This window comes from Staphylococcus shinii (assembly GCF_017583065.1).
Classification (GTDB): domain Bacteria; phylum Bacillota; class Bacilli; order Staphylococcales; family Staphylococcaceae; genus Staphylococcus; species Staphylococcus shinii.
On the sequence record NZ_JAGEVL010000001.1, the window covers coordinates 775,019 to 798,411 of the forward strand.

Below are 23,393 nucleotides of genomic sequence, written 5' to 3' on the forward strand. Positions count from 1 at the left end.
AACACTTTCTTATAAAATTATATCATAAGAATAACATAATAAAAAGTTATTAAATACAATAAGTTTAACTTATTATTTTTGTACTTTGTTAAAAGTTTTTCAAAATTACTATAAAAAAGTAAAAAAATAAGCAAACGTTTTCAATACATTCGTATCAAAACGTTTGCTTTTATTAAGAACGTCTAGCTGAATTAATTCGCGTCCTACTTTTTCTAGTCTTTTTATATTTTGCTTGTTCAATTTTAATTTGTTTTGCAGTTATTAATAACAGCCCCATAGCTATACTTAGACTAATCATCGAAGATCCCCCGAAACTAATGAATGGTAAAGGGACACCAGTTAATGGAATTGTACCAGAAATACCACCTAAGTTAACAAAAGTCTGGCTTCCTATATAACTTGCTACTCCTACACAGACTAACTTATAAAAATAAGAATTTGTTTTACTTGCAAGTTCAAAAGCTCTATAAACAATAAAAAAGAGTAAACATATAACGAATAAACCACCTAATAAACCTAACTCTTCACAAATAATAGAAAAAATAAAGTCTGTATGTGGCTCAGGTAAATAACCTAATTTCATAATACTATTGCCTAACCCTCTGCCTAATAATCCTCCATTACCGATTGCAATCAATGAATTTGAAATGTGATATCCTGTTCCTGATTCTTGGCTAAATGGATTTGTTAGCGTGCTGAATCTTGCAGTTAAATAATCCGGCACTAGTCCCACCAACAAGAAAAGCGAACCAATAATTACAATACCTACTATAATCAACAACCCGTATTTGATCGATTTTTGAACACCAATACCTGCATAAAATAAAATTGCGAAGAATATAATCATGATAAGTAATGTTTGACCAACATCTCGTTGTAATAAAACAAGGCCAATACATAAGCCAGATAAAACGATAGGATATGTTAGTAATTTAGGTTCTTTAAATACTTTAGGCCGTTTCTTTTCAATCATATATGGTATATATAAAATGATACCAATTTTTAATAACTCGGAAGCTTGTAAATTCATAAAACCTAAATTAATCCAACTTTTTGAACCATTGATGTTGCTTCCAACCAATAACGTCGCAACCAACAATATTACGATGCCAAGCATCATTCCTTTTTGGAATCTGCTCGTTTCAAGAAATTTGACGTTCATAAAGAAAGCCATAAAAAATACAATAATCAAACTCATAATTACATACATCAATTGTCTTGTATAAAAGTATGTTCCAGCTACCGATATACCGCCTGTCAACGACCCTTTAGTCGCAGCGACCATGCTTGCACTGTAAACCATTACCAAACCTATTAAACATAGTAATAAATAGGTAATGACTAGCGGATAATCAATATATTTTGCATTTCGACCTATATATCGAAAAATTTGTTTTACATTATTCATTTGACATATCATCCAATTCTCATTATTTATTATCACTAACTAAATACTTTTATTAATTCGACTTATGTTCAGTAACCTAGTTGTCTTTAAAAACTTTTTTAGCTTTATGTAAAATAAATTGTGCTTTAAACATTATAACAAACATTCTATCAATTTCTCGAATAAATATAACAAAATATTGAGCTTTAAATGCTCGTAGATTTAACTTTATAAACACGACAAAAGCGGCTAAGATATAATCAACAATTATTGACATCCTAGCCACCTGTAGTATACTTATGTAGTTTGATATTGCACACCATATAAGTTTTCATATTTTTCTAATATTGAAAGCGCGATTCCAATTATAAAACTATTTTATTTAACCCAATTAAACATTTGTAAATGCATCATGCAATTTAGAAAGTTCTTTTTCTAATCGAAGCATTAAATCTTTGCCCACTTCTCTATCAACTAAACCAAGTTGTACAGCGAAATCTACTTCTTTTTGTAATCCAAACATCTGTGTATCAAGTACTTCTTCATACAATGGGCATTGAGGTAATGTAAGATTATCCATTTGTACTTTAATAAGTTGGAGAATCCTATCAGCATCTTTATTCAACTGGTCATATGCCGCATTATTAATTTTTTGATTTTTTACCAAGACATATTCCCCCTATCAATTGTAACTTTATATGACGAGTTTATCTTAATGCATACCAAAAAGCAAGTGAATTCAAGAATATACGTAATACTAGTATTTGTGATAAAATTGAAATTGACAATTATTTATTTGACTTTAATTTATGACGATAATAAGTATAAGACGAGCAATGACGATATATTAGCTAGTTTTTGTCAGAATATTTTGCTTTAAAAATAATATATATATTTTATTTTTAACACGTATTTGTTCACAAAAAAGTCAGATTCAATCAAATTGCGAATCATTGCTTATTACCGTTTTAATTTAGACACAGGATATACAAATAGGAGTGGGATTATGATTCAAATTAAGGGTGAAGTTAAATTTCCAATTACGTTAGATAGTACAACTTGGATTTTTGACGACAGAAAAGTTCAAATAGAAGACTTAGAGCAAGGCACATTCGATGGTACCAAACCTATCAATTTTGATGATAACCGTGAATGGAATAGAGCGATTTTAGAAGGACAAACTAATCCACCAACATTAAATTCTGAAATTAAATATAAAAAAAGAGCAGTTTTAGAAAATTCATTTGTTATTAACATGTCACCGTTTTTCAAAAACGCAGAACCATTTAATCATGCGAAAGCGATTCGCTTATCTAATGACAATGATTCAATAGAAGTACCTATTGACTTATTACCATATCTTTTTTTCCAATTTGCAAAAGATGGGAAAAGATTATATGACGATTATTCAGTAGATAGCTTTGTATATATTCCAGAAGAAGGTTATTCATACGAATTTAAGTATGTCACTCATATCGAGGTGATTTAATATGAAAAAAGTTCAATGCATAATTTGTGATACTGAGGTATTTATCGATCAAAATACTTTAGAAGCTAAAAGATTACGCAATGACCCGATGCATACTTTTATGTGTGATGAATGTAAAAGTAGACTTGATACACCGAAACAACGTAACCAAGTAACTACTTATGACCATCGTTAATATAAATCAGCACCTTCTTTTTTGCGATGGGCTGATTTTAAACTGTCGACAAAGTTTCTGACTTTGTCGACAGTTTTTTATGCATGCTTTCCGTGGCCACTGCCTAGCCTGTAGTCTTCGACTAGCGCGCTTCCTACAGGAGTCGGCCCAAATAACTAACTAAATTACACTAAAAAGATTATAATATATAAATAAACAAACCTTAGGCGAACTATCACTTAAGGTTTGCTTATTTTCTGAGACATCATTTTTACAATCTGGCTTATTTATTAACATCGTATTATCACGCTATCGCTTTAATAATAAATAGAGCTGAGACCTTAATGTCCCAGCTCCACAATCATACTAAATTAAATTTAGTAGACTTTTATTCATCTTCTTGCATTAATTGTTTAATGCGTTTTGCTTCTTTTTCACGAGCATTTTTTTCTAATACTGTTTTTCTAATACGGATATTTTCTGGTGTAGCTTCTACAAGCTCATCGTCATTAATAAATTGTAACGCTTCTTCAAGAGTTAAAGTTCTTGGACGTTTCATTGTTACAGTTTGGTCTTTGTTAGAAGAACGTACGTTAGTTTGGTTTTTCTCTTTCGTAACGTTAACTGTTAAGTCATTTTCACGATTATGTTCACCAACAACCATGCCTTCATAAACTTCAGTTCCTGGTTCCATGAAGTTAATACCACGATCTTCTAAGCCCATAAGTGCATATGAACTTGCTTTACCAGTATCTAATGACACTAGAGCACCATTTCTTCTACCACCGATACGTCCTTTAACACGAGGTTTAAATTCTTCAAATGTATGATTGATAATACCATAACCACGTGTTTGTGACATAAATTCAGTAGTATAACCGATTAAGCCACGAGCTGGTACCATAAAGATAATACGCGTTAAGCCATTATCTGTAGTTACCATGTCTAACATTTCACCTTTACGTTGGCCTAATGATTCAATAACAGCACCTGTGTATTCTTGAGGTACTTCACATTGTACACGTTCAAATGGTTCACATTTTACGCCATCAATTTCTCTTAAAATAACTTGTGGTTTAGAAACTTGTAGTTCAAAACCTTCACGTCTCATATTTTCAATTAAAATAGATAAGTGTAATTCACCACGTCCAGCAACAATCCATTTATCTGGTGAATCAGTTTCTGTAACTTTTAATGACACATCTGTTTCTAATTGTTGATCTAAACGTTCTTGAATTTGACGAGATGTTACATAATCACCTTCACGGCCAGCGAATGGAGAATTGTTTACTCTGAACGTCATTTCTAACGTTGGTTCGTCAATTCTTAATACAGGTAAAGCATCTCTATTATCTATTGGGGTAACAGTTTCACCAACGTTGATGTCTTCCATTCCTGATACAGCAATTAAGTCGCCTGCATGTGCTTCATTAACTTCTTCACGTTTCAAACCAAAGTAACCAAAAATCTTAGTTACACGGAAATTTTTAACTGTACCATCTAATTTAATTAGTGAAACGTTATCACCTACACGCATTGTTCCTCTGAACACACGTCCAACACCAATACGACCTAAATAATCACTATAGTCTAGTAACGCCGTTTGGAATTGTAATGGCTCATCTCTATTATCAATAGGTGCAGGAACATAATCAATAATTGTTTCATATAATGATTGCATGTTTTCGTCTTGTTTCTCTGGATCTAAGCTTGCAGTACCGTTAACAGCTGAAGCATAGACTACTGGGAAATCTAATTGTTCATCATTTGCTTCTAATTCGATAAATAAATCTAATACTTCATCTACAACACCTTCAGCTCTAGCTTCAGGTTTATCGATTTTGTTAACTACTACTACTGGTTTTAAGTTTTGTTCTAAAGCTTTTTTCAATACAAAACGTGTTTGTGGCATTGTGCCTTCATATGCATCAACTACTAATACAACACCATCAACCATTTTCATGATACGCTCAACTTCTCCACCAAAATCGGCGTGTCCTGGTGTATCTAAAATATTAATACGATTATCTTTATAATTTACTGCTGTATTTTTAGCAAGGATTGTAATACCACGTTCTCTTTCGATGTCATTTGAATCCATTGCTCTTTCATCTACATGCTCATTCTCACGGAAAATTCCTGATTGTTTTAATAATTCATCTACAAGTGTCGTTTTACCATGGTCAACGTGAGCGATGATTGCTATATTACGCACATCTTCTCTTAATTTAGTCATTTTATACAATTTCCTTTCTCGAGTAAATTCCCACTTTTCTTTGCAACTTTTTTATTATATCATATAATTGGTTAAAGAAAACTATAAAGGTGTGGTATAATGCAACAAAAAAAATCCAAATCAATTTTCTGGGTACTCGCTATAGTAGCTATTGTCTTTTTACTATTATTTAGCTTTAGTTTAGCTGCTACAAATGTTCCATTCATGATTTTAACATTTATATTATTCATTGCAACATTTGGTTACGGTTTCACATTAAAAAAGAAATATCGTGAAAATGATTGACTATAGTCGGATGATTTTGATTATATTTAATAGATAAGCGTCCCATTCCTTCAAATCAGGATTGAGGCGCTTTTTTATAGGTTTATTTATAAGATATACTCTAATTATTGCTTTTTAATCTCTGTTGTAATAATTCAATAATTTCATTATTTTTTTGAAAATGTTGCTCGATTAATTCAGAATGTAACTGTTCATTAGCCATAATGATTGAATTAGGTTCATAAATTGATAAAGTATCTCCCATTAAATTTGTTCCAACACCCCCCACTTCATTTAAAATAATCAAACCACCTGCAAAATCCCAAGGTTGTAATCTGGGGGTAACATAACCACCCAATTTGCCTGTTGCAACATGTATAATCTCTAAAGCTGCAGAGCCGTATGCGCGTGCACTCCTGGCTTCTTCTACTATAGGTTTGAACACTTCTCCTAATCTTGGCTTTGTCAGCCAATTTGGATTAATTCCAATAATACTTGTCTTTAATGGCGTGTCCTCGATTTTAGGTAACAATGTCCCATTTTCATATGCGCCTTCACCAGTTTTAGCATGATATAACACATCGTTCATAACGTCATAGACAAATCCAGCGTATGGGTTTCCGTTATTATAAATACCAATAGATATTGCAAAATTTTCTTTTTGATGCACAAAATTTAACGTACCATCTATTGGATCAATGACCCAAACGACACCTACTTCATCTTTAAGGTGGTGTCCATGTCCTTCTTCTCCTATAACTAAATGATTCGGATAAGTTTCCGTTATATTATCAAATAGGTATTTTTCTGTAGCCTTATCGACATTTGTTACTAAATCATTAGGATTAGATTTAGTTTCTACTTTTATATCTTCTTTCATTATTTTTCTAACATTAATTCCTGCTTCTAATATAAGTCCTTTGGCAAATTCATAGACAGTCATCGTATCAGCTCCTTATTCATCCTCATTATACATTAACTAACTTTCCAAAAGATATTAACCAACCTTTATTATTTCAATAATTATAAGAATTACGAATAAGGTGAATTAAGATTATTTAATATAATTTATGTTTACCCTTTACCAACATAGTGTACACAATCTATAACAAATCATTTATTAACTAAAAATAAGAGGCATGTAAAATGTTTATCAGAGTATAATGTGCTACAATACATACGAAAATAATGATTATAGGAGGCACAAATGACTCAATATACATTCAAACCTAAAGACTTCAAAGTATTTACAGTAGATGGCTTAGATGCGAGAATGGAAGCACTTAACAACCATGTCAGACCACAATTGCATGCTTTAGGTGATTATTTCTCACAATATTTAGAAACTGCTACAGGTGAAGTGTTCTATCCTCACGTAGCTAAACATGCTCGTAGAAGTGTTAATCCACCTAAGGATACGTGGGTAGCATTTGCAACTAATAAACGTGGTTATAAAATGCAACCTCATTTTCAAATAGGATTATTTGAAAACCAACTATTTATTATGTATGGGGTTATGCATGAGGCAAAAGATAAAGCACAACAAGTTAAGGTTTTCGAAAATCAATTTGAAACATTAAAAAATCTGCCAAACGATTTTAGTATAAGCTTAGATCATATGAGCCAAGCAAAAACATACATACAAGAAATGACAGACGAAGATATACACGAAGCGTTTAAACGTGTTAAAGAGGTTAAAAAAGGTGAGTTTTTCGTAGCTCGTACATTAGCTCCAGGTTCTGAAATTCTTAAGAATGATAAGTCATTTTTAAAATTTTTAGAAGACACATTTGAACATCTATTGAAATTTTACAAATAGAAGTATTGTAAAAATCATTTTAGTAAAATAATTAGTGATTAATCCAATGCCGATAATTATTAATGTTTCGGCTCAGAACGCAAACAACCCTACGCATTAATTTGTGTAGGGCTTGTTTATTTCTATTTATGTAGTTGCTTTTCAAAATAATATTGTACTTTCAGATCATTATATATTCTTTTACTAACCATATTGCAACTTTTTAAGATTCATGGCAGTACAAATTAGCGTGGTATCCTGTAATATTGCATCGCCTTTACGTAATAAATGATTATTAGGAACTACTTTAGAGATAGAAATATTTTCATATTCATCACTTTTATCAATTGATTTATTCATCGTAATATACCCTGCCACTGTTTAATTTATATATTATACTATTTACGAATAATACTGTCAGTTATTTGTCTCATTTCTTGCGAGAAAGCTTATATCTGAAGACTACAGCTTAAGTCAGTGAATGTAGAAAGCGTGCATAAAAACTGCCAACAAAGACGGACACTTTGTCGACAGTTTGAACCAAGGTACTTATTAATGTTTCAACTTTTAATCTAGGTATTAGTTATAAATCAGCTTACCTAAACTATTTTAGTAAATATATGGGTCATCTTCTTTTTTCTTTTTCATTTCATTTTCTGGATTTATTTCAGCTTGTTTACGTTGATTATTTTGCTCGTCAAAATTCTGTTGAGAAAACATATTATTATTTTGTTCATCACGAGGTCCTTTTCTTACAAACAGCATGATAGCAACAACAAACCATAATATCAGTGCAATAAAGTTTCCTGCAAATATACCAGTAATTGCTGCAATGATTAAAATACAAGCTGCTAGGATACGATTTCCTTTAATAGTCAATGTACCAATAATACCTAATATCGTTGAAATAATTAAAAAGCTTCCTTGGAAAATAACGGAAGTTTTAAATGCTCCAATTGACATTTCTATCCCTTGTTGTTGATTCATTTCTTTAAATGTTTCTTGAAATTCTGGCACATTCAGGAAAGAAAATACAAGAACCATTAGTAATAAGAATAATATACTTAGACCATTTGCTACCCAGGCTGTGATTCTTTCAGCTTTTCTCTTCATAATCTTCCTCCTATTTTTTTATTAATCTTATCATAGCAAATTTATATTGTGTTAAAAATCATCACGTCCTAATTACAGCACATTTTTATTAAATATGTTTAAACATAATAATTATTTCAGTAAAAATAAAATGGCTATCGTAACACTGTTTAGGTTGACCTAATATTTTTTTTGGAGTAATCTATGGATTGTTAATAAATGTATATGGAGGTGAGGGTATTGACAAAAACAGTTCAATCCCATAAGAGTTTAGATGAAATCAATAATACGGTTTCCGTCAATGCTCACGGTAAGTTTAGCCAGAAACTTTTTTCTTATTTAGGTCCTGGTCTATTAGTAGCTGTAGGCTATATGGATCCTGGTAACTGGATTACATCTATGCAAGGCGGTGCACAGTTCGGCTACGTTTTGCTATTCGTGATTTTACTTTCAAGCCTGTCAGCCATGTTATTACAAAGTATGACGGTGAGATTAGGAATAGCAACAGGTATGGACTTAGCACAAGCAACAAAACACTATTTAAATAAACCGGTCGCTTTTATATTTTGGATTATTGCAGAATTAGCAATTATCGCAACAGATATAGCTGAAGTAATAGGTAGTGCAATTGCTCTTGATTTACTCTTCGGCATACCCTTATTGATAGGCGCATTAATTACCGTGCTAGATGTTTTTCTATTATTGTTCATTATGAAATTTGGATTTAGAAAAATTGAAGCTATCGTAGGTACGCTTATTTTTACAGTGCTTGTTATATTTATCTTTGAAGTCTTTGTAGCTTCTCCTCATGTCACAGAGGTTTTAAATGGATTCGTCCCTAATAAGACAATCATCACAGATAACAGTGCACTCTTTATTGCTTTAGGTATAATTGGAGCGACAATCATGCCCCATAATTTATATTTACACTCATCCATTGTTCAATCAAGAATGTATGATCGTAATAGTAGTAATTCTAAAGCACAAGCGATTAAGTATGCAATAATGGATTCAAACATTCAATTGTCTATTGCTTTTGTAGTTAACTGCTTACTTTTAGTCCTAGGTGCTGCCCTTTTCTTTGGTGTCAATTCAGAACAGCTCGGTGGCTTTTATGATTTATTCAGTGCTTTGCAAAATCAACCTGTGTTAGGCGCCTCATTAGGAGCGCTTATGAGTACATTATTCGCAGTTGCATTACTAGCTTCTGGCCAAAACTCTACAATAACAGGAACAATGGCTGGTCAAATTGTAATGGAAGGTTTTATCAATTTAAAAATACCAAATTGGTTACGTAGATTGATTACTCGTGCTATTGCAATATTACCAATTATAGTATGCTTAATTATCTTTAAAGGTAACGAAGCGAAAATGGAACAATTACTAGTATTTTCACAAGTATTCTTAAGCTTAGCTTTACCATTCTCATTAATTCCATTACAACTTTCAACTAATGATTATAGTTTGATGGGACAATTTAAAAATAAAACTTGGGTTAATATTATATCTTGGTTCTTAATTATTATTTTAAGTTTATTAAATATATACTTAATCATCCAAACTTTCCAAGAACTATAAACGAAATACAAAAAAGGAGCGAGACATCAGTCTCGTTCCTTTTTTAGTTTCAAATGAACTAGCATATCTTATAGCACATTTTAGAATTTCTATATCTTATTTTTTGTCTTCTGAGTTGTCCGATTCAGCTGATTCTTTGCTATCATGTTCAGTTGTATCACCAGCAGTTTGTGAAGTCATTTTTTTTCTTTCTTCAAAATTTTGTCTGCGTTGATTCACTGCACTTGGTTGTTGTTTACGTCTTTCTTTTTCACGTTTTCTTCGTTCTTTTTTCTCTTGTTTAATACGTGCTTTTTCTTCTGCTTTTTCTTGTTTTAATCTTGCTGCTTCTTCTGCTTCGGCTTGTTTACGACGTTGTTCTTCTTCGTATGCTTCTTGATGTCTTCGTTGTTCTTCTTCGTATGCTTCTTGTCTTCTCTGTGCTGCTTCAGCTTGAGCTTGTTCGTCATACTCTGTAGTTGCATTGTCAACTTCAGTTTGACTTTGATTTGAAACTGATTCTCCATGTTCATCATAAACGTCACTTACTGCGCCAAATTCATCAGTTTGTTGTTGCTCATCTTCAGTTTGCTTTTTATGTTTATAATTGTATTTCGCTTGTCTGGAAAGCACTTGTGGCTCTTCATGTGCCTCTTGTGTCTCAGCGTTTACTTTATCAGCTACTTCAGAAGAATAACCGCCTCTTCTTAGTTGGTTCTCATTTCTTATTTGTTGTTCAGCGTCAGAAGTCTGTTCTCTCTCACTATATTGTGGTTTTGGTCCAGTCTGTTGTTCGTATTCTGAATAACGACCTTGGTACCCTTCTCCATAATAAGCAGGGACTGTTTCTACCTTATCTTTACGTGCAAACATCATAACTGCTACGATTAAAAATAGGATTGGGATAATAAGTGGAACAAATAATAATACCAATGGTAATGTAACTATTGTAGCTAAAAGGAATAAAAACCCTGATAGTATTCTAATATTCATTGAGATAAGTGCTAAGAATGATAATAATAAACACACAATAAAGTAAACGATAATAGCCCACACACCATTTTGTAACCAAATTACAAATTGCGTCGTATTCAAGCTATTATTAGCTAAAATTTGCTGAACAAAATCATTACCATTTAATGTAGTTTCTAAATTTTGTATTGATGTCTCACTACTAAAAGATACTAGTGCAATAAACATCGTAATAATGGTTAGTAATAATAAAAATACCCAGCTTAACCAACCTAATACTTTTTCTGCTAGTCGACTCACAGGACGTCTAACTTGAGTATATTGCTCTCCTGACATGTCTATACAACTCCTTATAATGCTTTCAAACTATTATAGCGAAAATACGCTAAAATAACTACTAACTTAGATTTATTTTAATGACATTTTAAAATTTAAAAATCTTTCGTTATATTCACTCAATGTTTCTTTTCCCAAGTCTCTATAAACTTCTAAGTTTTCTTGTGACTCTTGTGATGGATAAAAGCGTTCATCATTTTTTACTTCGTCTGGAAGTAAATGTCTTGCTGCTTTATTTGGTGTTGCATAACCAACCCATTCTGTATTCTGCTTACTGTTTTGTGCGTCTAATAAAAAATTCATAAACTTATATGCGCCTGCTTTATTTTGAGCAGTTTTAGGTATTACCATATTATCAAACCATAAATTCGAACCTTCTTTAGGCACAACGTAATCAAATTCATCGCTACCTTGAACCATAGGAGCAGCGACACCGCTCCACACAACAGCAATATTCGCTTCATGTTGTTCCAGCATCATAGTGATTTCGTCACCTACGACGCCTTTAACGTTTGGACCTAAATGTCTTAAATCTCGTTCCGCTTTTTCTAGATGTTGTGAATTCTTATCATTTAAACTGTATCCTAATTTATTCAACGCTAAACCTATTACTTCTCTTGCACCGTCTACTAATAATATATCATTGTTATATTTCTTGTTATACAATTGATTCCAAGAGTTAAAATTATCATTAGGATACGCCTTTTTATTATAAATAATACCTACAGTTCCAAAAAAATACGGCAAGGAATAGCGATTATTTTTATCAAAAGACATATTCATATAATCTGGATCCAAATTTTTAATATTAGGAACATTGTCATGATTTATCGGTAATAACATGTTTTGTCTTTTTAATTTTTGAACAGTATATTCACTAGGAAAAGCAACATCGTAATGTGTGCCACCATTACGTATTTTGGCTTCCATTGCTTCATTAGAATCAAAAGTTTCATAGATTACTTCAATACCTGTTTCTTTTTGGAATTTTTTAATTAAACTAGGATCAATATATTCTCCCCAATTATAAACATAAATTTTTTCGCCATTTTTTGAATGGTCTTTCGCTGTATACTTATGACTGATAAACAGACATATTAATCCAACAACAACTGAAACTATGATTAATTGTAAGAATCGCTTCATTGCTGTAAACCTCGTTTCACTTGCTTTTTATGTTTCACCATATTTTGAATGAAATAATAACCAAAAATACCTAACATAATAACTACAAATAATATTGTAGAAATAGCATTGATTTCCATGCTAATACCTTTTCTAGCCATAGCATATACTTCTACTGATAATACACTAAATCCGTTGCCTGTCACAAAGAAACTTACGGTAAAATCATCCAGTGAATATGTAAGTGCCATAAAAAATCCACCAATAATTGCAGGCATCAGGTGCGGTAGCATTACTTTATTTAAAACTTGAAATTCAGTTGCTCCTAAATCACGTGCTGCATTAAGTGTATAATCATTCATTTCATAAAGTTTAGGTAAAACAATGATAACAACGATTGGTATACAGAATGCAATATGAGAAATTAACACAGTCGTGAATCCAAGTCCTAGGCCTGTGAAATGACCAATTGCCGTAAACATAATTAAAAATGAAGCTCCAATAACTACATCTGATGAAACCATCAATACATTATTTAATGTTAATAATGAAACTTTCAACTTTTTATTTCTCAGATGAAATAGACCAATTGCGCCCATCGTGCCAATCACCGTTGCAAAGGCTGCTGCTAAAAGTGCAACAGCAATGGTATTAAAAATGACTGACATGAGGCGTTCATTATTAAATAATGTTTGATAATGTTCTAAGGTAAATCCTTCAAAGTGAATCATGTTACCTGCGGAATTAAAGGAATAAAGCATTAAAAATAAAATTGGAATATATAATACTGCGGTTAATATACCAATGTATAATTTACCATACCATTTCACGTGCTTCACCCTCTTCCATTCGACGATTTAGTATTAGTAATGATCAACACTAGTGCCATAAATATAATAAGGCATAACGCAATCGTTGAACCCATTCCATAATTTTGAATTACAAGAAATTGTTCTTCTATCGCAGTTCCTATATTAATCACTTTATTTCCTGCAATTAATCTCGTTATCATAAACAAGGATAATGCAGGGATAAATGTCACTTGAACACCTGTTAATACACCTTGTTTCGTCAAAGGAAGTATTACTTTTCTAAAAGTAGTAAACGGACTTGCTCCTAAGTCACTCGATGCCTGTAGTATATTATTAGGAATATCTTTCATACTATTAAAAATAGGTAAAATCATAAATGGAATATAAATATAACTTGCTACAATTAAAAATGCAGGAACAGTAAACAATAAATCCATTTCAGATAAATGTAATAACCTTAACATTTGATTGATAATACCATCATGACTCAATAATCCAATAAATGCATAGGTCTTCAGTAGTAAATTAATCCATGTAGGTATGATTAATATCAGTAACCATAAATTTTGAAATTTGGAAGATCTAATAAAATAAGCTGCTGGATAACTGACTAACAATGTAATGAGTGTGATAACAGCTGCAAAAACTACTGAGTCCCAAATCATACGAAAATATTTCCATGTCAGAATTTGCTTATAATTTTCAAAACTGAAATGCCCGTGTAAATCAAATAAAGAGAAGTACACAAGCAAAAGTACTGGAACTATAATAAATAGTATCATCCATAACACATAAGGAATGAATAAGAATTTGTTTATTTTACGCATGGTTATGCTCCTCATAACTTTCGATACGTTGATCAAATTCTGCTTCAGTTTCTCCTGGCACCATAATATGAATCGCTTCAGGATCAAAATACAAGCCAACTTTACTTCCTATTTCTGCTTTTTTAGTAGAATGAATCATCCATTCATAGCCTTTTCTGTCTATACAATTAATTTCATAGTGAACGCCTCTAAATAGCATCGAATCAACAGTGACCTCAAATAAACCTTCTGCAGCTGCCATCAAACTAATATCTTCTGGTCTTATAACAACTTCAACTTTTTTCTGTGAATCTATCCCCATATCAACACAGTCAAAATCTTGACCATAAATATTAACTAAATAGTCATCAATCATTGTACCTTCAACGATATTAGATTCTCCTATAAAGTCTGCCACGAAGCGATTGACTGGTTCATCATAAATATCAGTTGGTGTGCCGAATTGTTGAATTTTACCATCTTTCATAACAAAGATATAATCACTAAGTGCCAAGGCTTCCTCTTGGTCATGTGTTACAAAAATAAACGTTATTCCCAACCTTGATTGTATCTCTCTTAACTCATATTGCATCTGTGTACGTAACTTTAAATCTAGCGCAGACAGCGATTCGTCTAATAAGAGTATTTCAGGCTCATTAACTATAGCTCGTGCAATTGCTATGCGTTGTTTTTGACCACCACTCATACCATCAATTGTGCGTGTCTCATACCCTGTTAATTTCACAAGCTGTAAAGCTTCTTGAACTTTCCTTTTAATTTCAGACTTACTTATTTTTTTAAGTTTTAATCCAAAAGCTATATTGTCATAAACATTAAGGTGTGGAAATAATGCATAATCCTGAAATACCGTATTTACTTTACGTTTATTTGCAGGCGTTTGATTGATTTTCTTGTTTTGATAAATAATCTCCCCATTATCTGCAGTCTCAAAGCCAGCAATGAGTTTTAGTATGGTCGTTTTACCACAACCTGATGGACCAAGTAACGTGTAAAAATGTCCTGATTCTATATCAATATCAATCTTATCTAAAATTTGTAAATCATCGTAACTTTTACTTACAGATTTGAAAGATAATAAAGGTTCCATATATATCCTCCTATAAATAAGAAGCGGTAGCGACTATCATCACTTGAGCTTCTTCTGATTTTGGATTTATTAATCTATGTAACTGATTAGCCTTAAAATAAAGCGCATCTCCTACTACAGCATGGTAATCATCATCACCTAATTTCAAAGTAACTTGTCCTTTTAAACAATAGATGAAAGTATCTGATTCTGATGGTTCAAAATTTTTATACGAGGCGTTCCCTTGTAACGTTAACAATAATGGCTCCATTTCAAATTCATTAGACTGTGTAACCGGCCAATTTAATATATAACCCTTATCATATTCATCATAAGTAACTTGTGATGCCTTTTTATATAACACTTTTTCTGTTCGTGGTTCTTTGAAAAAATCACTAGGAGTCGTACCCAATACTTCTAATATATTCAAAAATGTTTCCATACTTGGTGATGCATGTTGACTTTCAATTTGTGATATATAACCTTTTGATAAGTCAGTACGCTCTGCTAATTCTTCTTGTGTTAAATGCTTTATAATACGTAAATTTTTAATTTTTTTACCTATCTCCATTTTTTCACCTTTTCAAAATATTATAGTGAAAAGTTTTAATTTTCATCATAACTAAAATTTATGCTTTTAAAAAAATAAAAAGCTATATTCTGTTTACTTTTATCAAACATTTTGTTTAATGCTTAATAAAAATATCAGAATATAGCTTTTATGACAATAGTTATTTTTATTTTGATGAAAAATATCTTTGTTCTGGTGAAGTTTGTACTGCTTTAACCACTTGATAAGTGTTATAGCCGCTATTATTCTCAAATTCTTTAAAAATCTGTTTCTCTTCAGCTTTGCCAGGTACAATTTCTTTAAATTGTTTATAACGATTTAATATGAGTTGTCCTTCAACTTTAGATTCATAATAAGCCTCAACAGCATTGAAAAATGACACGACTTGCATCATCTCATCATTTGTCCAATCTAAATCTATTGGATATTGATATTCCATTGTTTTTTTTACCTCCAATTCAATTAACTTATCTTCATTATATTTCAAAGTAATATTTTGTATCATCTATATGCTATATACAAAAAAATCCGAGACATTTATTTATGTCCCGGACTCAATTGTCATATTGGTAATAAATCATTACTTTGAGTAAGAACTTAAATTAAGTTATGCTCAATTGTAAACATTTTTACCAGAGCGTGATAACAAATACTTGTATGTCACATTCCTTTTTAACTTTAGTATGAAAATCTAAAGAAATTACATTGTATGAATAGGTAATCCTAATGCTTTTTCAGCAGCTTCCATAGACATTTCACCTAATGTTGGGTGAGCATGAATAGTTAAAGATAAATCTTCAGCATTCATACCTGCTTCAATTGCTAAACCTAATTCAGAAATAATATCAGAAGCGCCAGTACCAACTACTTGAGCACCTACTAATGTGTTATCTTCTTTAAGTGTTAACAATTTAACAAATCCAGTTGTGTCATCTAATGATAAAGCACGTCCATTAGCTGCATAAGGGAATTTAGAAGCTGTAACTGCTAAACTTTCTTCTTTAGCTTGAGCTTCTGTGTAACCAACAGTAGCAAGTTCTGGTTCAGTGAAACATACAGCAGGCATACCAATGTAGTCTACTTCAGATGCTTCACCAGCAATTACTTCAGCAGCAACTTTAGCTTCATAACTAGCTTTATGTGCAAGTGGTAAACCAGGAACGATATCGCCAATTGCAAAAATGTTTTCAGCTGAAGTACGGCTTTGTTTATCTACTTCTAACAATCCACGATCTGCAAATTTAAGGCCTAACTCTTCTAAACCTAATTCATCAGTGTTAGGACGACGTCCTACAGTAACTAATACGTAATCAGCATCGATTGTTTGTTCTTCGCCTTTTACTTCATAAGTTACTTTCACACCATTTTCAGTTTCTTCAGCAGATTTAGCCATTGCTTCAGTTACAATTTCAACGCCTTTTTCTTTCATACCTTTTTTAACAGGTTGCGTCATTTGTTTTTCGAAACCACCTAAGATGTCTTTTGCACCTTCTAGGATAGTAACTTCTGAACCAAAGTTAGCGAAAGCAGTTCCTAATTCTGAACCAATGTAGCCTCCACCAACAACAACCAATTTACCAGGAACTTCTTGTAAATTTAGAGCACCAGTAGAATCGATTACGCGGTTACCAAATTTGAAGTTAGGGATTTCAATTGGTCTAGAACCAGTTGCAATAATCGCGTTTTTGAAATTATAAGTTTGAGCACTTTTATCATCCATAACACGTAGGCTATTGTTATCAACAAAGTAAGCTTCACCTTTTACGATTTCAACTTTATTACCTTTTAATAATCCTTCAACGCCACCAGTTAATTTCTTAACAACTGATTGTTTGAATTCTTGAACTTTATCATATTTTAGTGAAACACTTTCAGCGATTACACCTAAATTTTCAGAGTTCTTAGTTTCGTCATAACGATGTGAAGCGTGTAATAACGCTTTTGAAGGAATACATCCTACGTTTAGACATACACCGCCAAGCTCGCCTTTTTCTACGATTGTTACTTTTTGACCTAATTGTGCTGCACGAATTGCTGCAACATATCCGCCAGGTCCTGCTCCGATTACAATAGTATCTGTTTCAATTGGGAAATCTCCAACTACCATGTTTTACCCCTCCATTAATAATAATTCTGGATTATTTAATAAACGTTTAATATGATTCATAGCATTTTGTCCAGTAGCACCATCAATTTGTCTGTGGTCAAAGCTTAATGATAATGATAGTACTGGTGCTGCAACAATTTCTCCATCTTTAACGATAGGTTTTTGTGCAATGCGTCCGATACCTAAGATAGCAACTTCTGGGTGATTGATAACTGGTGTGAACCATTGTCCGCCAGCTGAACCGATGTTACTGATTGTACAAGTAGCACCTTTCATTTCATCAGCTGATAATTTACCATCACGAGCTTTAACAGCAAGTTCGTTAATTTCATCTGAAATTGTAAACATAGATTTGCGATCAGCATTTTTAACTACTGGTACTAATAAACCTCTGTCTGTATCAGCTGCGATACCGATATTCCAGTAATGTTTGTGCACGATTTCGCCAGCTTCTTCATTGAATTCTGTGTTAAGCGCTGGGTATTTTTTAAGTGCAGAAACAAGTGCTTTCACTACATATGGTAAGAAAGTTAATTTAGTACCTTGCTCAGCTGCAACTTCTTTGAATTTTTTACGGTGATCCCATAGTTCTTGAACATCAATTTCATCCATTAATGTTACATGTGGTGCAGTATGTTTTGAGTTAACCATTGCTTTAGCAATTGCTTTACGCATTGCTGGGATTTTTTCAGTAGTTTCTGGGAATTCACCTTCAGTAGAAACTGCTGCTGGTTGTGAAGCGCTTGTGCTAGTTGTTTCTTCGCTAGCTGCTGCACTTTCATTTGAAGCAGTTGATTGGCCACCATTTAAGTAAGCGTCAACATCTTCTTTAGTAGTACGTCCGTTTTTGCCTGAACCTGAAACAGCTTTAATATTAACGCCTTTTTCACGTGCATATTTACGTACAGAAGGCATCGCTTTAACACGTTTGCTTTCGTCTACTTCTTCATCATTTGAAGCTTGTGCAGGTGCTTCTGGCGTACTTTCTTCTGCTGGTGCCTCTGTTTCTTCACTAGCAGCTTCGTCACTTTCACTACCTTTAAATTGCATTTCTTCTGCATCTGGTGCATCGATTTTAACAATTGTATCACCAACAACTGCAACAGTACCTTCGTCTACTAAAACTTCTTCAATAGTACCAGAAACAGGAGATGGAATTTCTACAACTGATTTGTCATTTTGGACTTCAGCTAATACATCGTCTTCTTCAATTGTGTCTCCAGCTTTAACAAACCATTTTACAATTTCACCTTCGTGGATACCTTCACCAATGTCGGGTAATTTAAATTCAAATGCCACGTTATTATCCTCCTAAAAATTCATATTAAGTCAAAAATTAGAAAACAGGTTGAGACAATTTACTCATACCTTCTTTATTGTATATATAAACTTGAATGAAGTAGGTATAGCGACGTATCGTATACGCTACTCCATTCAAAGAGTATATTAAAATTCTAATGTTTCTTTTGCTTTTTCAATGATATCGTTTTTGTTTGGTAACCAAACATTTTCCGCTTGTGTAAACGGATAGACAGTGTCAGCCGCTGCAACTCTTGCAATAGGAGCTTCTAATGAAAGGATTGAACGTTCAGCTAACTCAGATGCAACTGTTGCACCAACACCAGCTTGACGTTGAGCTTCTTGAACTACTACTGCACGACCAGTTTTTTCAACTGAAGCAACAAGTGTTTCGATATCAATTGGTTGAACAGTACGTAAGTCAATGACTTCTACTGAATAACCTTCTTTTTCTAATTCTTCTGCTGCTTTTAATGACTCTTGTACCATCGCACCGTATGCAATAAGTGTGATGTCATTACCTTCTTGTTTTACGTTAGCTTTTCCGATTTCAATTGTGTACTCTTCTTCAGGTACTTCATCACGGAAAGAACGATATAATTTCATGTGCTCTAAATATACAACTGGGTCATTACTTCTAATTGCAGAAATTAATAATCCTTTAGCGTCATATGGATTTGAAGGGATTACCACGTGTAACCCAGGTGATTGAGCTAAAATACCTTCTAAGTTATCAGCGTGTAATTCTGGTGTATGAACACCACCACCAAATGGTGCACGAATTGTAACTGGAGCTTGTTTAGAGTTACCAGAACGGAAACGCGTACGCGCAATTTGTCCTGCTACAGAGTCGAACACTTCAAATACAAATCCTAAGAATTGTATTTCCATAACTGGACGGTATCCTTGTGTAGTTAAACCTAGAGCTAAACCACCAATACCAGATTCCGCTAAAGGTGTATCAAATACACGATCTTCACCGAATTCTTTTTGTAAACCTTCAGTTACACGGAAAACACCACCGTTAACACCGACGTCTTCACCGAAAAGTAAGACATTTTCATCATTTTGTAATTCGGTTTTAAGCGCATTATTAATCGCTTGAACCATTGTCATTTGTGCCATCGGTTACTTCGACTCCTTCTCTTTATAAATTTCATATTGCTCAGCTAAATTTTGAGGCATTTCATCGTACATATTTTCCATCAAGTCAACAACTGTTTGTTTTTCAGTATTGTCTGCTTCTTTAATAGCAGCTTTGATTTCAGATTTAGCACGTTCGATAACTTCGTTTTCTTTTTCTTCAGTCCATAAACCTTTATTTTCAAGGAATTTTCTGAAGCGTACTAAAGGATCCTTTTTCTCCCATTCAGAATCTTCATCAGATGTTCTGTATTTAGTCGGATCGTCACCAGCCATTGTATGTGGACCATAACGATAAGTGATTGTTTCGATTAATGTTGGACCTTCACCATTTACAGCACGATCACGCGCTTCTTTAGTTGCTTGATATACTGCTAATGCATCCATACCATCAACTTGGATACCAGGGATACCAACTGAGATTGCTTTTTGAGCTAATGTTGTAGCTGCCGTTTGTTTACTACGTGGTGTAGAAATCGCATAGTTGTTATTTTGAATAACGAAAATTGCAGGTGCTTTATAAGCAGAAGCAAAGTTAATACCTTCATAGAAATCACCTTGTGACGAACCACCATCACCAGTGTATGTGATTGCTACAGCTTGTTTACCACGTTTTTTAATACCTAATGCAACACCAGCTGTTTGAACATACTGTGCACCGATAATAATTTGTGGACTTAGAGCGTTAACTCCTTCAGGCATTCTGTTTCCTTTAAAGTGACCTCTTGAGAATAAGAAAGCTTCTGTTAAAGGTAAACCTTGCCAGATTAATTGTGGTACATCACGGTAACCTGGTAATATAAAGTCTTCTTGCTCTAAAGCATATTGTGAAGCTAATTGTGAAGCTTCTTGTCCTGCTGTCGGAGCATAGAAACCTAATCTCCCTTGTCTATTTAATGAAATAGAACGTTGGTCAAGGATACGTGTCCATACCATTCTCTCCATTAATTCAACTAATTGCTCGTCTGACAATTCTGGTAACAAATCTTCATTAACAACATTGCCATCTTCATTCAAAATTTGAATCATTTCAAATTTAGATTCAGTATCATTCAATACCTTCTCTGCATCGAATTGGGCTTTTAATTTCTGAGCCATTCAATTCACCAAACCTTTCCCGTATAGTAGAAATTCATTTTATCCTTTAACATTGTACCACAAAACTGTTACACTGTTAAACAATTTGAAAAAGTTCTGTAATACTCAAAATAGATACAGTTTTCGTGTCTGTATCAATGAAAATTATAACACTGTACTACTCAAAATCATGTAATTTTTTCTAAAGGCTTCTATATAAATGTAAGCGCACCCATTTATTATGCTATAATCAATTGACACAAATTTCAAATGTAGTGCATTCAATTTTAAGCGAGACTGTCTACATCTTCTTTTTCTTGGTTAACTTTTTTCATTGCATCTGAATATTGTTTAAAGGCTTTGTTCATATCTTTATATGATTTCGATACTGCTTCTGATTTTTTATCAATTTCAGCTTGGTCCACTTTTTCACCTGACGTGTATTGGAACATATTCTTTTCTTTAGTCAAAATGTTTTTGTAAGCTTTAGAATAATTATCGTGTGCTTTATACTTATCTTTAAGTGCATTATTTAATTCTTCAACTTCTTTTTTCTTTTGTTTATCACTTATGTTATCAACATGTTCTTGCGCTTTTTTAAATTCTTTTTCAGAATCATTTAGTGCTTTCTCTTCTTTTTCAAATTCTTTTTTTCTTTCTTCTACGTTATCTACTACTTTTTTTGAAGTTTCTTTAACTTCTTGCTGGTCTTTTCCATTAATTTCTTTTACTAATTTTTGTTTTTCTTGTTCAAGATTATTTAATTTCTTGCCCACTGATGAAACAGGTTTCTCTTCATCAAATGCTTTTTGTACTTTTTCATTATAGTCTTTGATTTCACCTTTATCTGTTGTACAACCTGCGACTAACATAGTAGAAGCAATCACTGCACCGATGCCATATTTTAATTTCATTTTGAGAAATCCTCCTTTATTTGTATGATATATTATATAATATTTTATGATAAATCAAATCTATCACTGTATTTTTCCCATTAAGTTTTGGTATATTTTATATTAAGGAAGGTGTATGAACAAATGTTAACAATGAAAGATATTATCCGTGATGGACATCCAACACTTCGTCAAAAAGCGCAAGACGTGCCACTACCGATTTCTGATGAAAATCGCAATATATTAAAATCAATGCGAGAATTTTTAATTAATAGTCAAGATGAGGAAACTGCTAATAAATATGGTCTACGTTCAGGCGTTGGACTCGCTGCCCCTCAAATTAACATTTCTAAAAAAATGATAGCTGTATACTTACCAGATGACGGAAATGGCAAAAGCTATGACCTTATGCTAGTCAACCCAAAAGTAGTAAGTCATAGTATACAAGAAGCTTATTTGCCTACTGGCGAAGGATGCTTAAGTGTAGACGAAAATATTCCCGGACTCGTCCATCGTAAAAATAGAATTACAGTTAAAGCAACTGATATCGATGGTAAAGAAGTTAAGTTACGTCTAAAAGGCTACCCAGCAATCGTGGTTCAACATGAAATTGACCATATTAACGGCGTTATGTTTTATGACCACATTGATCAAACTAACCCTCTTCAACCACACGATGATGCAGTAGAAGTTTAATTTATAAAGTAAAAATACCGTTAGCAAATTGAGATTATCAAATCGCTAACGGTATTTTTACATAAAGTCATCCCTACGTTCATGATAAGGAACTTCTAATTCTTTCAATTCTGATTTCAATAAATTTAACTCTTGAATGTCGATGAATTCTGGATCATGATTATGTTTTACATAAATTTGATTTCCATTTACATTATCAATGATTTCATTATAATTAAAAAACATAATTACTTGTTCAGCACGCACCTCAAAAGTTACATCTTGAAATATTTTATCAGTTCGTTTTTTTTCAACTTTCACATCTTCAATAATTCTCTTTACTTGATCCATTTCTATCACCTCAACGTCACTTTCACTACGATAAGCTATTGCTATTGCAATGATAATTAAATTTTCCTTCTCAATATTATCTTATAATAATTTTCATTTCATACTCAAGCTTAAACTTCTTTTTATACAAATTTTCTGAAAAAACACAAAGTCAATTTTACA

At 32.6% G+C, this 23,393-nt stretch carries 26 protein-coding genes; 6 read left to right on the forward strand and 20 right to left on the reverse strand.

Translation table 11 applies throughout. From position 1 onward, the window contains the following. Positions 1–172 precede the first annotated feature (172 nt). The 3 genes from ftsW to J5E45_RS03650 form a co-directional block, all read right to left on the reverse strand. On the reverse strand, positions 173–1,408 hold the full coding sequence (gene ftsW / locus J5E45_RS03640; protein ID WP_039066914.1) for a cell division peptidoglycan polymerase FtsW: 1,236 nt from the start codon (positions 1,406–1,408) through the stop codon (positions 173–175). 76 nt (positions 1,409–1,484) lie between these two features. Beyond that, on the reverse strand, positions 1,485–1,664 hold the full coding sequence (locus J5E45_RS03645) for a hypothetical protein (protein WP_039066915.1): 180 nt from the start codon (positions 1,662–1,664) through the stop codon (positions 1,485–1,487). Between the two features lie 114 nt (positions 1,665–1,778). Further along, entirely contained in the window at positions 1,779–2,054 is a 276-nt protein-coding gene (locus J5E45_RS03650) for an Fpa/YlaN family protein (RefSeq protein WP_039066917.1), read from the reverse strand. Positions 2,055–2,393: 339 nt separating this feature from the next. Here J5E45_RS03650 and J5E45_RS03655 point away from each other — a divergent pair, with 339 nt between their 5' ends. Both J5E45_RS03655 and J5E45_RS03660 read left to right on the forward strand, forming a co-directional pair. Then, a complete protein-coding gene (locus tag J5E45_RS03655) occupies positions 2,394–2,876 on the forward strand; it encodes a hypothetical protein (RefSeq protein ID WP_039066919.1) in 483 nt (160 codons plus the stop codon). Between the two features lies 1 nt (position 2,877). Next, on the forward strand, positions 2,878–3,051 hold the full coding sequence (locus J5E45_RS03660; protein WP_080706854.1) for a DUF2197 domain-containing protein: 174 nt from the start codon (positions 2,878–2,880) through the stop codon (positions 3,049–3,051). 367 nt (positions 3,052–3,418) lie between these two features. On the opposite strand, the gene typA is transcribed toward J5E45_RS03660, so the two are convergent. Further along, complete coding sequence (gene typA, locus J5E45_RS03665; protein ID WP_039066921.1) at positions 3,419–5,266, reverse strand: translational GTPase TypA; 1,848 nt, start codon at positions 5,264–5,266, stop codon at positions 3,419–3,421. A 99-nt stretch (positions 5,267–5,365) separates the two neighbouring features. Here typA and J5E45_RS03670 point away from each other — a divergent pair, with 99 nt between their 5' ends. Then, positions 5,366–5,551: a DUF5325 family protein gene (locus tag J5E45_RS03670; protein WP_208181601.1), complete on the forward strand. Its 186-nt coding sequence runs from the start codon at positions 5,366–5,368 to the stop codon at positions 5,549–5,551. Between the two features lie 100 nt (positions 5,552–5,651). On the opposite strand, the gene J5E45_RS03675 is transcribed toward J5E45_RS03670, so the two are convergent. Further along, positions 5,652–6,473 (reverse strand): inositol monophosphatase family protein, encoded by an 822-nt coding sequence (locus J5E45_RS03675; protein ID WP_039066925.1) that lies wholly within the window; start codon positions 6,471–6,473, stop codon positions 5,652–5,654. A 264-nt stretch (positions 6,474–6,737) separates the two neighbouring features. Here J5E45_RS03675 and J5E45_RS03680 point away from each other — a divergent pair, with 264 nt between their 5' ends. Next, a complete protein-coding gene (locus J5E45_RS03680) occupies positions 6,738–7,349 on the forward strand; it encodes a YktB family protein (protein WP_039066926.1) in 612 nt (203 codons plus the stop codon). A 183-nt stretch (positions 7,350–7,532) separates the two neighbouring features. Here the strand turns inward: J5E45_RS03680 and J5E45_RS03685 are convergent, their stop codons facing one another. After that, a complete protein-coding gene (locus tag J5E45_RS03685) occupies positions 7,533–7,688 on the reverse strand; it encodes a hypothetical protein (protein WP_182477867.1) in 156 nt (51 codons plus the stop codon). 249 nt (positions 7,689–7,937) lie between these two features. Next, a complete protein-coding gene (locus J5E45_RS03690) occupies positions 7,938–8,441 on the reverse strand; it encodes a DUF4064 domain-containing protein (protein WP_069792892.1) in 504 nt (167 codons plus the stop codon). Between the two features lie 204 nt (positions 8,442–8,645). On the opposite strand from J5E45_RS03690, the gene J5E45_RS03695 reads away from it, so the two are divergent. Beyond that, positions 8,646–9,998: an Nramp family divalent metal transporter gene (locus J5E45_RS03695; RefSeq protein ID WP_052253481.1), complete on the forward strand. Its 1,353-nt coding sequence runs from the start codon at positions 8,646–8,648 to the stop codon at positions 9,996–9,998. A gap of 96 nt (positions 9,999–10,094) precedes the next feature. On the opposite strand, the gene auxB is transcribed toward J5E45_RS03695, so the two are convergent. From auxB to J5E45_RS03755, 12 genes are all read right to left on the reverse strand, one after another. Then, complete coding sequence (gene auxB, locus J5E45_RS03700) at positions 10,095–11,285, reverse strand: lipoteichoic acid stability factor AuxB (RefSeq protein ID WP_039069768.1); 1,191 nt, start codon at positions 11,283–11,285, stop codon at positions 10,095–10,097. A gap of 72 nt (positions 11,286–11,357) precedes the next feature. Next, positions 11,358–12,431 carry an ABC transporter substrate-binding protein gene (locus J5E45_RS03705; RefSeq protein ID WP_208181602.1) on the reverse strand — a complete coding sequence of 358 codons (1,074 nt, stop codon included), beginning with the start codon at positions 12,429–12,431 and terminating at the stop codon, positions 11,358–11,360. Next, positions 12,428–13,240: an ABC transporter permease gene (locus J5E45_RS03710; protein WP_069792894.1), complete on the reverse strand. Its 813-nt coding sequence runs from the start codon at positions 13,238–13,240 to the stop codon at positions 12,428–12,430. The genes J5E45_RS03705 and J5E45_RS03710 overlap by 4 nt, the downstream gene beginning before the upstream one ends. Before the next feature lie 5 nt (positions 13,241–13,245). Further along, positions 13,246–14,049 (reverse strand): ABC transporter permease, encoded by an 804-nt coding sequence (locus J5E45_RS03715; protein WP_039069771.1) that lies wholly within the window; start codon positions 14,047–14,049, stop codon positions 13,246–13,248. Then, positions 14,042–15,136, reverse strand: coding sequence for an ABC transporter ATP-binding protein (locus J5E45_RS03720; RefSeq protein WP_039069772.1), 1,095 nt, complete (start codon positions 15,134–15,136; stop codon positions 14,042–14,044). Before J5E45_RS03720 ends, J5E45_RS03715 begins: the two co-directional genes overlap by 8 nt. Positions 15,137–15,146: 10 nt before the next feature. Then, a complete protein-coding gene (locus tag J5E45_RS03725) occupies positions 15,147–15,686 on the reverse strand; it encodes a helix-turn-helix domain-containing protein (RefSeq protein WP_039069773.1) in 540 nt (179 codons plus the stop codon). A gap of 166 nt (positions 15,687–15,852) precedes the next feature. Continuing rightward, complete coding sequence (locus J5E45_RS03730; RefSeq protein WP_208181603.1) at positions 15,853–16,125, reverse strand: UPF0223 family protein; 273 nt, start codon at positions 16,123–16,125, stop codon at positions 15,853–15,855. A gap of 261 nt (positions 16,126–16,386) precedes the next feature. Beyond that, positions 16,387–17,793, reverse strand: coding sequence for a dihydrolipoyl dehydrogenase (gene lpdA / locus J5E45_RS03735; protein ID WP_208181604.1), 1,407 nt, complete (start codon positions 17,791–17,793; stop codon positions 16,387–16,389). 3 nt (positions 17,794–17,796) lie between these two features. Continuing rightward, positions 17,797–19,092 carry a 2-oxo acid dehydrogenase subunit E2 gene (locus J5E45_RS03740; protein WP_208181605.1) on the reverse strand — a complete coding sequence of 432 codons (1,296 nt, stop codon included), beginning with the start codon at positions 19,090–19,092 and terminating at the stop codon, positions 17,797–17,799. Positions 19,093–19,239: 147 nt separating this feature from the next. Then, positions 19,240–20,217 (reverse strand): alpha-ketoacid dehydrogenase subunit beta, encoded by a 978-nt coding sequence (locus tag J5E45_RS03745; RefSeq protein ID WP_039069777.1) that lies wholly within the window; start codon positions 20,215–20,217, stop codon positions 19,240–19,242. Positions 20,218–20,220: 3 nt separating this feature from the next. After that, positions 20,221–21,333, reverse strand: coding sequence for a pyruvate dehydrogenase (acetyl-transferring) E1 component subunit alpha (gene pdhA / locus J5E45_RS03750; RefSeq protein WP_017724145.1), 1,113 nt, complete (start codon positions 21,331–21,333; stop codon positions 20,221–20,223). Between the two features lie 266 nt (positions 21,334–21,599). After that, the gene (locus tag J5E45_RS03755; protein ID WP_208181606.1) at positions 21,600–22,226 is read right to left on the reverse strand and encodes a YkyA family protein; all 627 of its coding nucleotides are present in this window, start codon (positions 22,224–22,226) and stop codon (positions 21,600–21,602) included. Positions 22,227–22,349: 123 nt separating this feature from the next. On the opposite strand from J5E45_RS03755, the gene def reads away from it, so the two are divergent. Continuing rightward, positions 22,350–22,901, forward strand: coding sequence for a peptide deformylase (gene def, locus J5E45_RS03760; RefSeq protein ID WP_069792897.1), 552 nt, complete (start codon positions 22,350–22,352; stop codon positions 22,899–22,901). A gap of 57 nt (positions 22,902–22,958) precedes the next feature. Here def and J5E45_RS03765 read toward each other — a convergent pair whose 3' ends face one another. After that, complete coding sequence (locus tag J5E45_RS03765) at positions 22,959–23,231, reverse strand: hypothetical protein (RefSeq protein WP_039069780.1); 273 nt, start codon at positions 23,229–23,231, stop codon at positions 22,959–22,961. Between the last annotated feature and the right edge of the window lie 162 nt (positions 23,232–23,393).

Bases quoted from the DNA above. Each gene is read 5' to 3' on its own strand.
- J5E45_RS03730 (WP_208181603.1), bottom strand. From the start codon at position 16,125: ATGGAATATCAATATCCAATAGATTTAGATTGGACAAATGATGAGATG.
- J5E45_RS03660 (WP_080706854.1), top strand. From the start codon at position 2,878: ATGAAAAAAGTTCAATGCATAATTTGTGATACTGAGGTATTTATCGAT.
- ftsW (WP_039066914.1), bottom strand. From the start codon at position 1,408: ATGAATAATGTAAAACAAATTTTTCGATATATAGGTCGAAATGCAAAA.
- pdhA (WP_017724145.1), bottom strand. From the start codon at position 21,333: ATGGCTCAGAAATTAAAAGCCCAATTCGATGCAGAGAAGGTATTGAAT.
- J5E45_RS03745 (WP_039069777.1), bottom strand. From the start codon at position 20,217: ATGGCACAAATGACAATGGTTCAAGCGATTAATAATGCGCTTAAAACC.
- J5E45_RS03670 (WP_208181601.1), top strand. From the start codon at position 5,366: ATGCAACAAAAAAAATCCAAATCAATTTTCTGGGTACTCGCTATAGTA.
- J5E45_RS03715 (WP_039069771.1), bottom strand. From the start codon at position 14,049: ATGCGTAAAATAAACAAATTCTTATTCATTCCTTATGTGTTATGGATG.
- J5E45_RS03765 (WP_039069780.1), bottom strand. From the start codon at position 23,231: ATGGATCAAGTAAAGAGAATTATTGAAGATGTGAAAGTTGAAAAAAAA.
- J5E45_RS03655 (WP_039066919.1), top strand. From the start codon at position 2,394: ATGATTCAAATTAAGGGTGAAGTTAAATTTCCAATTACGTTAGATAGT.
- J5E45_RS03725 (WP_039069773.1), bottom strand. From the start codon at position 15,686: ATGGAGATAGGTAAAAAAATTAAAAATTTACGTATTATAAAGCATTTA.
- J5E45_RS03690 (WP_069792892.1), bottom strand. From the start codon at position 8,441: ATGAAGAGAAAAGCTGAAAGAATCACAGCCTGGGTAGCAAATGGTCTA.
- J5E45_RS03705 (WP_208181602.1), bottom strand. From the start codon at position 12,431: ATGAAGCGATTCTTACAATTAATCATAGTTTCAGTTGTTGTTGGATTA.
- J5E45_RS03685 (WP_182477867.1), bottom strand. From the start codon at position 7,688: ATGAATAAATCAATTGATAAAAGTGATGAATATGAAAATATTTCTATC.
- J5E45_RS03680 (WP_039066926.1), top strand. From the start codon at position 6,738: ATGACTCAATATACATTCAAACCTAAAGACTTCAAAGTATTTACAGTA.
- typA (WP_039066921.1), bottom strand. From the start codon at position 5,266: ATGACTAAATTAAGAGAAGATGTGCGTAATATAGCAATCATCGCTCAC.
- J5E45_RS03720 (WP_039069772.1), bottom strand. From the start codon at position 15,136: ATGGAACCTTTATTATCTTTCAAATCTGTAAGTAAAAGTTACGATGAT.
- J5E45_RS03645 (WP_039066915.1), bottom strand. From the start codon at position 1,664: ATGTCAATAATTGTTGATTATATCTTAGCCGCTTTTGTCGTGTTTATA.
- def (WP_069792897.1), top strand. From the start codon at position 22,350: ATGTTAACAATGAAAGATATTATCCGTGATGGACATCCAACACTTCGT.
- auxB (WP_039069768.1), bottom strand. From the start codon at position 11,285: ATGTCAGGAGAGCAATATACTCAAGTTAGACGTCCTGTGAGTCGACTA.
- J5E45_RS03755 (WP_208181606.1), bottom strand. From the start codon at position 22,226: ATGAAATTAAAATATGGCATCGGTGCAGTGATTGCTTCTACTATGTTA.
- lpdA (WP_208181604.1), bottom strand. From the start codon at position 17,793: ATGGTAGTTGGAGATTTCCCAATTGAAACAGATACTATTGTAATCGGA.
- J5E45_RS03675 (WP_039066925.1), bottom strand. From the start codon at position 6,473: ATGACTGTCTATGAATTTGCCAAAGGACTTATATTAGAAGCAGGAATT.
- J5E45_RS03695 (WP_052253481.1), top strand. From the start codon at position 8,646: ATGGAGGTGAGGGTATTGACAAAAACAGTTCAATCCCATAAGAGTTTA.